The following is a 12,858-nucleotide window of genomic DNA, read 5'->3' as shown; positions in this document are numbered from 1 at the left end:
AGCAAATTAGTTGCGCTTGCCACCTGCTCCAGATCCCGTTGCAGCTGCCGCACACGATCTGGACGAAATACGCTTATTTTGGCCATCTCAATATGCCCCTTTATTTATAACATAACCACCCACGGTGAAATTATTGATAGCTACGGCTATTTCCTTGTTGCTGTTGGATACTGACTAATCCTTCTCAGCACCAGAAAAGGATAATTTGTTTTAAAAAAATAGCTGTGTATGAATCATACACAGCTAGCAATATACAATTCTTGTAGACGAGACGTGAATATGTATCTATTAGAATTTTTGAGAAGAAATGATTGCACTTTGTAATTCAATATACTTATCGGATACATTTTTCATATGAATAGATAAGCCGTCTAACGCTTCAGAGAATTTATCAAATGTCGGCTTCATTCCTCTTACCTTGTCGATAAAATCATGAGCAGCTCTATCGTCCCAAACTTCAGTCAAATTATCAGTTGTCGTCATAATTCTTCCTAGCAAGGTATTAAACTCTTCCTTATATCCGTTAATAACTTTAGCCTGATCCGCGAGTCCTTGATAACTTAATTTAATAGCTTCTTTAGACATAATCTATCACTCCTTGTTTATGATAATAACCCTACAAAATTAGTATAAAGTATATTGGATTGTTTTTCCATAGATATTTGTTTTTTGCTCATTTTACACAAAATAAATTAAATTCCTCTATATACCAGTGCAGTCTTCATAAAAATATCCCTTTCTTACAGCTTCAACTGGATCGTAGAAGCGTTCAATTTCGGTAACACCGCTAGAAGGTACACATTTTTCTCCATAGGCTACATACTTTCCAGAGGTTGCTATTGTACCGACGATCACTTTACGACTAATAACCGATCCCGCCCCATAAGCATAGGTTTCAAGGAGTTCTCCCCCTGGTAAAGGATAACCTTGAATAAAAGCCATCATGCCGACATCTTTAATTGATTGTTGAGCCATCCCTTTAGGAAGAGTAAACGTAACTGATAAGCCCATTCGCTTCGCTAACTCCATATGTTGGTTAACTGCTGCTGCTAGATCCTCCTCAACTAATGTTGTAATCACTGTTTGCCTTACTTCACGAAAGCCCTCAATTGTTGTCAATGGAGCAAGATTGGTTTGATTCGATAACTGCTCGTAATTCCCTTGGTAGAAAGCATTAGAATTGCGATCATACACCGTAGCTTGATCATCTAATGTAAAATACAATATATTACCGTTTCTCAACTTATACCAATAAGGTCGAATTGGCTCAGCAGACAACTCAAGCTCACTGCCACTATCGTCAAGAGTGACTAGAAAATAACCATTATAATGATAGATAACTATTGCAGGTATATGAAGCTTTAGATTTTGAATCGCAACTTCATTGTTTTCAATACCATATTTTAAAGCTAAATTGTTGTAAAAAACATTAAGCGCGTCAAGATCGAATAAAATCTGTTTCTCAAGCTGGTAATGAATAGTGCTAGTTGTTTGATGTGCTTCAAATCTTGACAAATATACCGCGGTGTCATCAAGCGCTGATTGAAAATTATCTTCATATTGAAGATAAACGTTCTGGTGCATTTCCTTCAAATCTTTCTGTGCGTCGTTCATTAATACAAGAGGTATAGCAACTATTAAGAAAATAAGTAGTACGCTAAGGGGCCTCACTTCTTATCATCCCCCCATAGGTAATGTTGATCGGTACAGAAGCCCCTTGAAAAAAGACTGAGCGGAGTTTGTATGCAAGCGTCTCCCCCTGAGAGACTATTCTGACATGGAATAAATCACCTACATGCATATTAAATCTTCTCGAATAATGATCTACTGCTGCTGGAGTAGCAGGATATAGTACATCTAAAAATTGCTTCGTAAAATATCCATCATATCGAACTTGAAAGCTATCCTGAAAGGTAGTGTAATCATTAGGATTCGTATAGATAGGTTCAATATTTTTTTTATAGTATTCAATCTGGACATCAAATACACCTTGCGTTGCATCTAGCGACCGTAAGAAGATATCGTAATCAATAGGGTCAGCATACCCTTTGGAACGAACCTTATCTACAAATTCTTTCACGACGGCGGTAGCTGAATCGCGAATGTTATCCTCAACTTGTACGGATTGGCGATAAGCGGGATAAAAAACAAAGGCAAATACGAGCAACAAAATAACAACTATGCCCTTTAATGTATCTGCCATATCCAGCCTCCTTTCTTAATGTACAGCTTTAATAGATGTAATGATACCGTTGTTATCCCGATAAATCGTTAATGTGTAAGTCAGTCCTATGACATTACGTAAATTGACTGAGGCAATGTCAATCGTATGGTCAATGACAATATTGTCAATAATCAGTTTATAGTCACCGTTTAACGCGAATGGTACCATACCGATGAGCTGCTCTCCACTAATTTCAGTAAGACTTCGCTCACTTATGCTTGTTATTTCTACAATATCTTTGCTCGAGTAATTAGATATATTCTCTAATGGTGACCACTCATTGCTTAAAAATGTAAATGCACCAACCATGAACAGTATCCATGCAAAAAGTGTAAGCATAAATTGACGCGCTGAGTTCATTAGTTCCTAGTACTCCTCATCATCATTTGTCATTTCTGATAGAAATAAATTAATCGCACTTCACCGTTATTATCTTTATATATCGTAGAAGCAAAAACCGCTGATGTATTTACATAATATCTGCTGACCTTCTGGTCTTGCATAGCAGAAACCGGTTGTTGAGTGCCGAAGCCACATCTTTCTGTACTTAAATCAACTTTGTTTCCGGTTACTGGACGTTCATAGCATATCGAATGATTATTTTCTGCATAAAACTCACCACGATTCTCTCCAGTTGAAATAAGAATTGAAAACTGTGGGCGACCACTATAACGAGTAGCTGCATTAATAACATCTTGACCGGAAACGTCTTTATTATCATAATTACTGAATTCCGCTTGAGTGATTAACTGAGATTGAGACAGTGTCTGCTCCTGTGCACGTGAAAAATACCCATTTATCACTAGATAAATACTGACTGCCGCCGCAATAATCAGAATTGTAATAATAACACCGATAACCCATTTCAAACCAACTGATATATTTTCCACTTATATCCTTCCTTTACTTTATTATTTTTTCATTTTTATTGCTCTTTAAAGTAGATACCAATAACACTATTGTTTAAATCTCTAACGAGTACTGCCTGAAACTTACTTTGAGGTGGAACATAATATGTACCAGAATAACTCTGGAGATCATCCTCGTTAACATAACAATTAGCTAATGTTCCTGTTTTCAATTTGCCTGTTGAAAAATCAAAGTCTCTACATGGCCCGCTTCCGCTTGGTCTAATACCAAAATTAGTACGGGTCCCATTGTTATTCTTCTTCTGAACATATAACACAAAGACATCATGATTAGAATATCTGCGATACGCTGTATTTAGCTGGGAACCACTAACAAGTTGATTGTCATATGCGGAATACTGCTGATCTGCAAGTTCCATAGCTTGAATACTAGCTTGATTATTAGCTAATTCTAAAACGGGAATAGTTTTGTTCCATAGAAAAATACCAGCAGAAATGATAGCTAATGTAATCAAGATTGAAATTGTCGTTTTCAGAAAGCTTGCTATATTCTCCATTCGGATCCTTCCTTACATATTACTTGTCACAATTGTTAGTTCATTAAGTTGCTGGAACGCCATGTAACAAAATGGTAGTAGTAAATACAGCATAAACGTTGCCTGTATTGGCAAAAAGCCAAACATTTTACCAAGGGTACTTTTCTTGCTTACAGTCTGTTCATAGTGCTCTTTACGTTGATCCAACGCAAATGCCCTTTCTGCCTCCATATCATCAAAGGCGTTTTTAATGGGAATTAAATCTGCAGCTACTTGTAGGCGATCCGCAAGCCTCTCCAGCGGTACAAATCTTGCATCCTCCTTTAAATTTTCCAGTGCTTCCCACGCTCCCACCTCGTAATCCAGCATGCACCTTAACAGTTGCCTTTCAAACAAGGAACTATATCGGTGTAACCATTCAATAATCTCGTATACGCTAATACTGGGAAAGTTGGATAGCATCATAGCTAGTGTATTAAAACCATCGACTTCGCTCTGCATCTCCCATCTTTTCACTTGGCTTCGTAATGTAAGATATAATAGTGGAAGTTGAAAGCTAGCTACTCCTATCAAAATTGCTATGATGAATTCATACCATTTGTAATACTCCTCTTTATATGCCTCTGCACGTTTTTGCAGTTGAGAAATATATTGTTCCCTATCCATGTTAACTGGTAAAAAAGTTTTGTTCTCAAGTTGATTTTCTAAATATATGACAGCTTGATTTGATTCCAGGTTCTTCTTAACCATTTCTTCAACGAGAGCATTCTCAAAATGATATCTTTCCTCACTTAGCTCCCTTTGAGAAATTGACTGATTCCCTCCCGTACTAATGTTTATATTAGGATAGAGTATATTTTGTTTAATAGTGTGATGAATGAAAAGTTGCAGGATGATCACAGTGATAAATACAATTAAAGCGATTAAAAGCTTCTGCAAATATAAATGATGAAGTGATAAGCCGGAGTTGGCATTCTTCAATTTCTGAGTTATTTTAAAATATCTTGAATCATGTTCTGGTGGAACGATTCTATCTGTGAGATCATAGATCCATTTGAACTTTAGAAGTCGCTTAGTCCATCTCCCTTCGTCCTTTGCTTCGTGAGTGTCAGTTTCATCACCTTTAATAATCCGAAGAGCAAAGAAACAAACTAAGAAAATGGCATAAAGTGTGATTAAGGAACACATCCCCCAAAAGGAATTATAAAATTCAGATACCATAGGAAATTGACTTTCAGCCCAGAAGCGAATCGGATCTAGCATAAAAATAGGGGCTACCGCAACAAATATGATACCTGATAGCAGGCGATCCAGCTTTTCTCGTTTACTAATTTCCAAATGAATTTCTTCTCTAATATTGCCCAGCATAGATAAAAAGATGGAACGCTCACCTTTATGAATGTCTGTATCTCCATATTCCCCTACTTTGTAGCAAACCCCCGCCAATTGCTTCATATAGCGATTCGGAGCTACTTCATAATACTTCAAAAGTTCCTCTTCTGGATCAGTGGCGTTAAAAATACCTGCTATTTGTCTTGCATGAGCAGCAACTAAAGGTTTAGAACGTTCAGCAGCATTTTCCAAGCTAACCGTTACCATATGAGTTTGATGATACTCATGCCTAATATCTAGAATCATATGTGATTGGTCGTACAGCATTTGCTTTTTCAAACGACCGATAAATATATCACTTAAAATTCCACTTAGATAGAATGACACGACGATCATAGTTAAACGACTGAACCAAGAAGATGTCCAAAAAAATGATAATATCGATAGAGTCACTACACATGCGAGCACCATGATTGTCAATGTAGCTGAACGACTTCGTACGACAATTTCATTTCCAGCATGTATAAGTACCAGTCTTGATCTCATCCGCTTCTGCAACGTTCTCGCGATTGGGATTTCTTCCAGTTTAGGATAAATCTTTAATGCGAAAAAATCCCATTTTTTTTCTTTTGGCCTAGTAACTAATAATGCTTTTAGGCGGCGTTGCTCTTGATATTTTGAACCAGCAAGTTGTTTCTGCACGATCATGTATATTATTAGTACGACAACCAATAACACCAAGCATGTACCTATGACCGTTAGAAGTAATGTTTGAAGATTCATCCAGCCTCACCCCAATACTGATGAAGAAAATTACGAAATGCTTCACCTTCCTCATCGTCCATATGCTTCAACATTTCCTCTATCTTTTGCTTCGTTATCACTTCACCCGGTTCATAACCACCATCCTTCCAAACTACGACATCCCGATATGAATACGATTGTCTATCTGTTACTCTAGTGAAGTATTCGGTCATCGTATCCATAAAGGCATCGAGCTTGTCTGTCACTTCATTAAAGTTCTTATATTCCTTTGGGTAGTGATAGTCTTGTTCAAGCGGTATTATTTCCGTAATTCGTTCTATATATCGTTTCCCCGACCGAAGTACAAGATGTACATTAAATCCCAGTGCCTCAACTACTTGATTTTCAGCTATCTTTTCGTTCGTAAACGCGCCGGAGGCAATCAAGCTGTTTCGAAGTGCGTTAATCAGCTTGTCCAATGTCTTACCGTGGTGTGTAAATAATGTATATTCAGATGCAACTTGAGCAGCTTGAATAACATAACTTACAACGGAATGTGTAGCTGCCTCACCTACTATATTTACTGCTCCATCGGTTTTTTTCTGAACATCCAGCCCATCTTGTCCACTAACGGTTGGTGTTTCGCGGAAGGATAGAATATTTTTAGTTGGATATAGTTTTCTAGCCCATAACTCAAATGAAGCTTCTTGAATTCTGATGTTCTTGGCTTGAATATGTTTAATTAGTGCCTTAAGTAGCGTCGTCTTTCCCGATCCTTGCTTTCCTGTTATTGCTGTTACCTGGTGTCCTAATACTAAAAACTTCAATAATTGAATAGGCAGGTCAGCACCTGGAGCTTTGACTTGATCCTCCAATTCAACTAATGTGTCATTAAACTTACGAACGAAGAATGCCCAGCTTTCTGCCATTTTAGGGCGCACTACCACAACTCGGCTTCCATCTGCCATATCGTTAATAATGTAACCTTTTGACTCATTGAGCTGTCCTGGATTTCCAAAGCCGTAAATATTTTGACAAACACGTTTTAGTTCTTGTTCTGAATTAAATGATAAAAATTCGAGATGAATTGACTTACCGCGATAAAATACCCATACTGCGTCACAAGATCTAGGGATATGTTTACGCTGATTAGCGTATTCTTTCATATCTATAGTATGGACAACGTCTGGCGGCATTCCGCTCGTCCCCCCGTTAACACCATCTATATTCTGATCTCTCAGTTCATCAATAACACCTAATCCTTTGTAAACTTGATACACACGTTGTACGACAATTTCCAGTTTATCCTGAAAGGTGAGACGTGTTCTTTCGATTTTGTAGATGTTTCGGATCATTTCATCCGTAATTTTGAATCCCTTAGTACCATCGGAGTATTCTTGTAGTCTGTCTAAATCGTATTTAGCTATTATCTGATTGAACGCTTCCTGATTAAATTCCTTCTTATATGTATGGAGGAGGATTTCAAAGCAATCCTGCGAAGTCAGTCTTTCCGCGTATTCAAACATCATAATATTATTAATATTGTTCTCATTAACCCCATACGTATCAACCAGTAAATCTTTTATATAGAGCTTAACAAACTTCTTAGCAGACAGATCTCCATGCATACAGCTTCTTAATGCTTTTTGTAATTCTCTTCTTCTCGCTTTTCTTCTGTTATATTCCTCAAGGCTACTACTGCTATCGTATAGGGACGTAGCAATAATTTCTTCAAATGCCTTTCTAATAAAGAGTACGATTGCTGGCAAATCATATTTAACTTCAGCTTGCAACACTGGCTTTCTCTTAGATCCTAGCCAAAAATATAGTAACAATATGACGGAACTGATGACTAGCAGTAATAGTAAAATATTAATCATTTAGTAACTCCTCCGCCACAACATAGAGATCTAAAGAATCAATGATTTTTGCAGCAAGAGTTCGAACTGATTCAGTAAAATGAACCTCTTCACTATACTCTAAAAACTTCTTTTTAACAGACCTTGCTTTTAGCATAAACTGTACAACTTGCTGATCGTTTTGCGCATCCATAAATGAAAGATTATGAGGAACATAAGCACATTTTTTCTTTGATATAGGGAACGTCCGAGCCATTCGATCCAACGACATTCTTGAAGTCTGATGATAAGACCCAAAACAATAGAGGAGTTTTTTTGTTTCACCTACTGCAGACCAGTCATTATTTGCAAAAAAGTTATCTAGTACCACTTTGTTTTGATTTAGGTTAACAACAATTAAATCAGCATGCTGCATGACCAATTGGGAAATCTCCTGACTCGTTCCTGATGAAATGTCGATAAAAACCAGGTCATAGAACCTCTTGTAGTTTTCAAATAACTGATGCAGAACTTGCTTAAAGTTAGTATCATCTTGATTTTTAGGACCGCTGATCAAATCCAGTCTATCCTTCAAAATTGATTCAGCGTGATCCCTTATTCCTTCCGCAGTAAGCATTCCACATTGGACTAATCGATCAATGCCGTCCATTCCAACAATAAGAGGTGAAACAATAGCATTCTCCTTTAATAAAGTATAAGCACTCTCTAACATAGATCGTTCGTATTTTGTATGCGTCATAAGTACTCTTAACGGATAGTCAAGAGCGATCGAAGTTGCAGAAGCAACCATATTTGACGTTGTTCTAGTCTGACCTTGTACAGGTCCCCAAAATGCTACTAGCACCTCATGCTACCTCCGCTTCTTCACATATCGCCATAGTTTCTTAATGTCTGTTCTTTGTATGCCGTAAACAGTTTCCAGCAACTCATTCACTGCATCCTCAAAGTCTTTATCTACTTTTAATTGCACCTTACAATCATGGATAGTATTAATTTTACGTTCTGAACTTGCAAAATAACTAACTAGTATGTCCTTCATTGGATATAGCTTCCTGACGTATTGTAAATTGATTTTACAATCCTCTTCAATAACGACCATCAGTTTTGGATGAACAGGTTGCCCATAGAGTGTCTTCAAATTTTCTAAGCTATCTCGCTCATATGATGTTACAAAAACTAATTCGAAATTCTCCAAATTTGGTGGAAAGCCATGATGCCAATCATAGATTACATAATCTGCTTCTGGATGCTCACCATCAAAGAACTTAATACCTATACCATCAAATTCACCATCAAAGTACTTATAATGCTTATCACTATCCGTCACGATTACAATAGAATTCACCCCAGTACCTCGCAACAAGACAGCTATCGTTAATATATAGTCGTGTTTCTCACAATTACCGGCAATGACAAGCTTCAATTTCATCTTCCTCCCAGCAAATCTCCTTCATCTAGCGGCGCGTTTGAAAAATCTGAAGTATCATCAATGTCATAAGTCAGATCTTCAGAGAAATTATCCCAATTTGGCTGTAATACGGTTTCATTACCTGTTGATACGGACTCACTGTCAGTAATTATAGTATTAGTATCTGGGGACATCGAAGTGGATGGTCCTTGGCTAGGTTCCATAGTAGCTCCTGTTGAACCAGTTTTTCGATTGGAAACACCACTACCCGCAGGTGCTTGTGCACCGATTCTAAACATCTCTCCATCTTCATAAGCTGCTAATCGTTTTTCCATTGCTGCGCGAAGGTCATTGGCCAACTTCCATTTAGCCTGATCTACAATAAGAGGATTAGACTTAATAACTGTAAGAACATCCGAATTAGGTATATACGTCGGATCTGGTCTTTCTTGTAGCTCAGGTTCTACATAAACCTTCATATACAGTTCCGCGTAATTGATATACGCATCCACTAGAGCAGCTTGAAGTAATAGTGCTTCTTCCTCGTTGTTATGAAAGAATGAATATTGATTAACTACATCAACATCGATCAGCTTCTTCTTAGAAATTACGATATAATCCTCGCCGTTTGGAAATACAATGCGAATATCAACAACATCATCTTTCTTAACTTTTATAGGTAATTTAACATATTCGGTCTCTTCTATCCTTTCAGAAGGATCCAAAATTTCCTCATCCCGCACCATCTCTAGTGTCACAGCAGTTCCAGGGGAGGCATTAATTTTCAAGTATTTTCCTACAATATCCTCTTTAGACTGTATTAAGTTGTCTGGTGCAGCAAACACGGGAAGGATTTCTTCCTTAATATCTGATTCTTCCAGCATTTGACCTGCATTCTTAACAGTAGAAAGAACATACCCTCTTTTCGATTGGTCTTGATATTTTTCTAGTTCTTGATTTTTCTCCATCAACTGTATGCTGAATTGACTTCTTTCTTCCACGAGCTTTGCGTTATAATGACGGTAGCTTAAAAACCATACGCTTGAGGTGAAAACTGCCACTACTGTCCCAGAAATTAACGTATACCTTAGTAACTTTTTATTTCTGCGTACTGCCACTTCAAGACCTCCAATTAGACATAAGTCCTTCTTTATTAATACCTGTAATTTCTACTAGCAGCTGTCGCTTTCTCAGCAGCTGTTCGTTCAGCAGCTGCTCGTTCAGCGGCTGCTCGCTCAGCAGCTGCGATTGCTGCTTGTTCTTGTTGATAAAGACGGTCAGCATAAGAAGATAAACTCGATTGAATACTAGTTAGATTACTTTGTAGTTGTTGCATAGACTGAATCCATGTGTAAATTCTCCCCTCTAGTTCCTCACTTCCAAGCCCTGTCCAGTACGTATCTCTGCCTCGAATCGCTTGCTGCATCTGCGTACTACAATTTTGTGCACTTTGAATTAGAGTGTTACAGCTATTACTAAGTCCATATACATAACTTGATGTTGACATTTATTTCCCCCTCACGGTAAAGTTATCGAACTATCTGGAACAGTCGCAATTCCAATCGCAAATAATATTAAAGCTATAAATACAATCACTCCGGCAATTCCCCATAAAATTACAGGTTTACGCAACAGTTTTTTTTCAACTGTTAATAGGTTCATTACCCAATCAACGGCAGATTTATCTGGATATAAAGGATCATGATGATTAGGAATAAGTGAAGTGTAGATTTCCGGGAAATCATTCTTCAACTTCTTCTTCACTTCTTGATGTCCGTTTTCAAGCAATAGTTTGCAACGCTTCCGCTCATAATCTGTTAGTGTTTCTAGTTTTTCCTTTAGAAGCTCATACTTCCACATAGCTCCATTTGCTACCAAAATAGGAATTTGGGTATTCCACCATAATTCTATCCCATTAGTTTCTTTGCGAATTTGTTGAATATCTAACCACAAAATAATATGAGAAAAACCGCTCGTCATTAGTTCTGAAATATCCCAAGTGTAACCCCTTCGAATAAACGTGACCCCTTCGTATTCAAACATCTTAGATGAAGCATCTTCCTTTTCGCCAGAGAACACCATATCTTCGAGAGAACTAATTTCTGCACGGTCATCTCCGCATACCAAAGGTTTCCATCCTAGCTCTGCGAGTCCAGCAGCAATTAGAAAGGCTGCCGCCCCAACATCTTCATCTCCACCTACACCACTAATTCCGATGATTAATGGGATATGTCCTCCTACAGAACTTTGATTAGTTGAAATCATCGGACTTTCTTCAATTACCTCATCCAGTTCAACTATTTCTTCACTCACTAAAGAGCGAGCTTGAATGCTTCGCTGCTGAGGCTTTACTGTTGATTTCGTTGAAACTTGTGTTTGTTTTTTTACCGTTTGTGTCGTTTGATTTTTGGATATGCTAGCCTTACTTAAAGATTTAACTTCTACAGCTTGCGGAGGTGGAGAAGTGTCTGACACCTCGTTATTTTTTATTTCTCCTTTTTTGCTGAACAAGCCTTGTAACGATGGCTTTTGCTTCCCTAGTACATCATAAAAATCTCTTGTAGATTTTTTTTTCTTCAACCAGTTAATAATCTCGTCACTATAGAAGTTTTGTGTAAATTGAAGATCATGGATCCCCATATTTACCATACTTCTAATAAACTCAGTATCTTCCTGTAGCAGTTCATCTAACTGAACAATCAATCGAGTTCGTTTCAAATGCTTCCGGATTAACACCATTAATCCAAGTAGTTCCTCTGAATTGATCGGTACCGTCAGGCCCGCTCCACCTTGCATAACAATGATTGCGGAAGGATCCACTTCTTTCGAACGGAAGCCATTAATAAATTTATGTATTGTTTGATGATGCCCCGATACAACAAAGCCTTCACTCTCAAGTGTTTTTGTTATTAGTAAAATTAGTTCAGGAGAGCACACGAGATGGACTTTCTTCATTCTGCTTGCCCCTTTTCTCTTATTCTAATAATAGAACCATCACCAACAATTACTTCCTTCAACAACTGGCTTCCATCCACTTCTTCCCAATGTTCTCCTGCATCACTAACATCAAAAAGATAACTATCGGATGCAGGAAGAAGATTGGCAGCACATAAAACATCAATACAATTATTAATGCTGATATTAATTGGAATCTCTATATCAAGGCTTTGATTACTATTTACAATGTAGAATGTAACAATCGCGTTATCCATCCCCGTTCCCCCCGATCGTTGAATATAAATCAAACATCCATTCATCCAAACTATTTAATATCTGTGATAAAGTTGTGGAAACTATAGACTCTGCTGCTTCAGAACCAGTATCTGATAGCCAGAGTTCTCCTTCATGTACCCCAGCGAAAAATTGCTTCTTAGCATTCCATTCATCGTTTAATTGTGTGAAATGTGCAATCCAGACAGCCCGAATTGCATCATCCTCACACAAAAGGCAGTCTGCAAACCTTTCAAATAAACGTGAAACTAGTACGTGTATACCACTTAGCATTCTCAATTCATAATGATTTCCATCGCTAGAAATGCTCATTTCACAATAATCCTCACCATTAATAAAATAGCAACATGAGCCTTCCGTTCCGTCATTGTGATCCCACTTTATTAGATAATAACTTTCTCTACAAATAAATGTATTTACACATTGCTGAATATTTGCTCTAACATGTGCTATCCCATCAAATCCAATACTTAGAATACCCTGCCTCTCAAGATTTTTGCCTGAAGTAATCATTTCATTGCTATACTGTGATATTTGTTCAAAATTAAAAATATCTCTAGGAAGTTCTTTGCCTCCTAAAAGTGTAAATATAAAGATAAACTCTGCTTTTTTTAATGTGTGACTTTTATTTTGAACCTCAATCACAATTCTCCCT

15 protein-coding genes are annotated in these 12,858 nt (G+C 37.5%); all 15 read right to left on the bottom strand.

Features of this window, described 5'->3' with window-relative positions; translation table 11 throughout:
• Positions 1–288: 288 nt before the first annotated feature.
• Complete coding sequence (locus tag ACFP56_RS14925) at positions 289–585, bottom strand: WXG100 family type VII secretion target (RefSeq protein ID WP_379235867.1); 297 nt, start codon at positions 583–585, stop codon at positions 289–291.
• Between the two features lie 117 nt (positions 586–702).
• The gene (locus ACFP56_RS14920) at positions 703–1,593 is read right to left on the bottom strand and encodes a hypothetical protein (protein ID WP_379235865.1); all 891 of its coding nucleotides are present in this window, start codon (positions 1,591–1,593) and stop codon (positions 703–705) included.
• 64 nt (positions 1,594–1,657) lie between these two features.
• On the bottom strand, positions 1,658–2,203 hold the full coding sequence (locus tag ACFP56_RS14915) for a hypothetical protein (RefSeq protein WP_379235863.1): 546 nt from the start codon (positions 2,201–2,203) through the stop codon (positions 1,658–1,660).
• A gap of 15 nt (positions 2,204–2,218) precedes the next feature.
• Complete coding sequence (locus tag ACFP56_RS14910; RefSeq protein WP_379235861.1) at positions 2,219–2,584, bottom strand: hypothetical protein; 366 nt, start codon at positions 2,582–2,584, stop codon at positions 2,219–2,221.
• Positions 2,585–2,613: 29 nt separating this feature from the next.
• Positions 2,614–3,114, bottom strand: a complete 501-nt coding sequence (locus tag ACFP56_RS14905; RefSeq protein ID WP_379235859.1) for a hypothetical protein — start codon at positions 3,112–3,114, stop codon at positions 2,614–2,616.
• 35 nt (positions 3,115–3,149) lie between these two features.
• Complete coding sequence (locus ACFP56_RS14900; RefSeq protein ID WP_379235857.1) at positions 3,150–3,650, bottom strand: hypothetical protein; 501 nt, start codon at positions 3,648–3,650, stop codon at positions 3,150–3,152.
• 12 nt (positions 3,651–3,662) lie between these two features.
• Positions 3,663–5,744 carry a hypothetical protein gene (locus ACFP56_RS14895; RefSeq protein WP_379235855.1) on the bottom strand — a complete coding sequence of 694 codons (2,082 nt, stop codon included), beginning with the start codon at positions 5,742–5,744 and terminating at the stop codon, positions 3,663–3,665.
• Positions 5,741–7,585 carry an ATPase, T2SS/T4P/T4SS family gene (locus tag ACFP56_RS14890; protein ID WP_379235853.1) on the bottom strand — a complete coding sequence of 615 codons (1,845 nt, stop codon included), beginning with the start codon at positions 7,583–7,585 and terminating at the stop codon, positions 5,741–5,743. The genes ACFP56_RS14895 and ACFP56_RS14890 overlap by 4 nt, the downstream gene beginning before the upstream one ends.
• A complete protein-coding gene (locus tag ACFP56_RS14885) occupies positions 7,578–8,408 on the bottom strand; it encodes a hypothetical protein (protein WP_379235851.1) in 831 nt (276 codons plus the stop codon). The genes ACFP56_RS14890 and ACFP56_RS14885 overlap by 8 nt, the downstream gene beginning before the upstream one ends.
• A 6-nt stretch (positions 8,409–8,414) precedes the next feature.
• Positions 8,415–8,987, bottom strand: a complete 573-nt coding sequence (locus tag ACFP56_RS14880) for a hypothetical protein (RefSeq protein ID WP_379235849.1) — start codon at positions 8,985–8,987, stop codon at positions 8,415–8,417.
• A 2-nt stretch (positions 8,988–8,989) separates the two neighbouring features.
• Positions 8,990–10,090 carry an SAF domain-containing protein gene (locus ACFP56_RS14875; protein WP_379235847.1) on the bottom strand — a complete coding sequence of 367 codons (1,101 nt, stop codon included), beginning with the start codon at positions 10,088–10,090 and terminating at the stop codon, positions 8,990–8,992.
• Positions 10,091–10,125: 35 nt separating this feature from the next.
• Positions 10,126–10,479, bottom strand: a complete 354-nt coding sequence (locus ACFP56_RS14870; protein ID WP_379235845.1) for a hypothetical protein — start codon at positions 10,477–10,479, stop codon at positions 10,126–10,128.
• Positions 10,480–10,490: 11 nt separating this feature from the next.
• On the bottom strand, positions 10,491–11,927 hold the full coding sequence (locus ACFP56_RS14865) for a hypothetical protein (protein ID WP_379235843.1): 1,437 nt from the start codon (positions 11,925–11,927) through the stop codon (positions 10,491–10,493).
• Positions 11,924–12,184, bottom strand: coding sequence for a hypothetical protein (locus tag ACFP56_RS14860; RefSeq protein ID WP_379235841.1), 261 nt, complete (start codon positions 12,182–12,184; stop codon positions 11,924–11,926). Before ACFP56_RS14860 ends, ACFP56_RS14865 begins: the two co-directional genes overlap by 4 nt.
• Positions 12,177–12,848 carry a hypothetical protein gene (locus tag ACFP56_RS14855; protein WP_379235839.1) on the bottom strand — a complete coding sequence of 224 codons (672 nt, stop codon included), beginning with the start codon at positions 12,846–12,848 and terminating at the stop codon, positions 12,177–12,179. The genes ACFP56_RS14860 and ACFP56_RS14855 overlap by 8 nt, the downstream gene beginning before the upstream one ends.
• Between the last annotated feature and the right edge of the window lie 10 nt (positions 12,849–12,858).

The sequence above is a fragment of the Paenibacillus septentrionalis genome (genome assembly GCF_042659865.1).
In the GTDB taxonomy this organism is placed as follows: Bacteria; Bacillota; Bacilli; order Paenibacillales; family Paenibacillaceae; genus Pristimantibacillus; species Pristimantibacillus septentrionalis.
Note: the sequence above shows the minus strand (reverse complement) of the source record. Positions and strands in the feature narration are given on the sequence as shown.

Bases quoted from the DNA above. Each gene is read 5' to 3' on its own strand.
- ACFP56_RS14925 (WP_379235867.1), bottom strand. From the start codon at position 585: ATGTCTAAAGAAGCTATTAAATTAAGTTATCAAGGACTCGCGGATCAG.
- ACFP56_RS14915 (WP_379235863.1), bottom strand. From the start codon at position 2,203: ATGGCAGATACATTAAAGGGCATAGTTGTTATTTTGTTGCTCGTATTT.
- ACFP56_RS14910 (WP_379235861.1), bottom strand. From the start codon at position 2,584: ATGAACTCAGCGCGTCAATTTATGCTTACACTTTTTGCATGGATACTG.
- ACFP56_RS14900 (WP_379235857.1), bottom strand. From the start codon at position 3,650: ATGGAGAATATAGCAAGCTTTCTGAAAACGACAATTTCAATCTTGATT.
- ACFP56_RS14895 (WP_379235855.1), bottom strand. From the start codon at position 5,744: ATGAATCTTCAAACATTACTTCTAACGGTCATAGGTACATGCTTGGTG.
- ACFP56_RS14890 (WP_379235853.1), bottom strand. From the start codon at position 7,585: ATGATTAATATTTTACTATTACTGCTAGTCATCAGTTCCGTCATATTG.
- ACFP56_RS14870 (WP_379235845.1), bottom strand. From the start codon at position 10,479: ATGTCAACATCAAGTTATGTATATGGACTTAGTAATAGCTGTAACACT.
- ACFP56_RS14865 (WP_379235843.1), bottom strand. From the start codon at position 11,927: ATGAAGAAAGTCCATCTCGTGTGCTCTCCTGAACTAATTTTACTAATA.
- ACFP56_RS14860 (WP_379235841.1), bottom strand. From the start codon at position 12,184: ATGGATAACGCGATTGTTACATTCTACATTGTAAATAGTAATCAAAGC.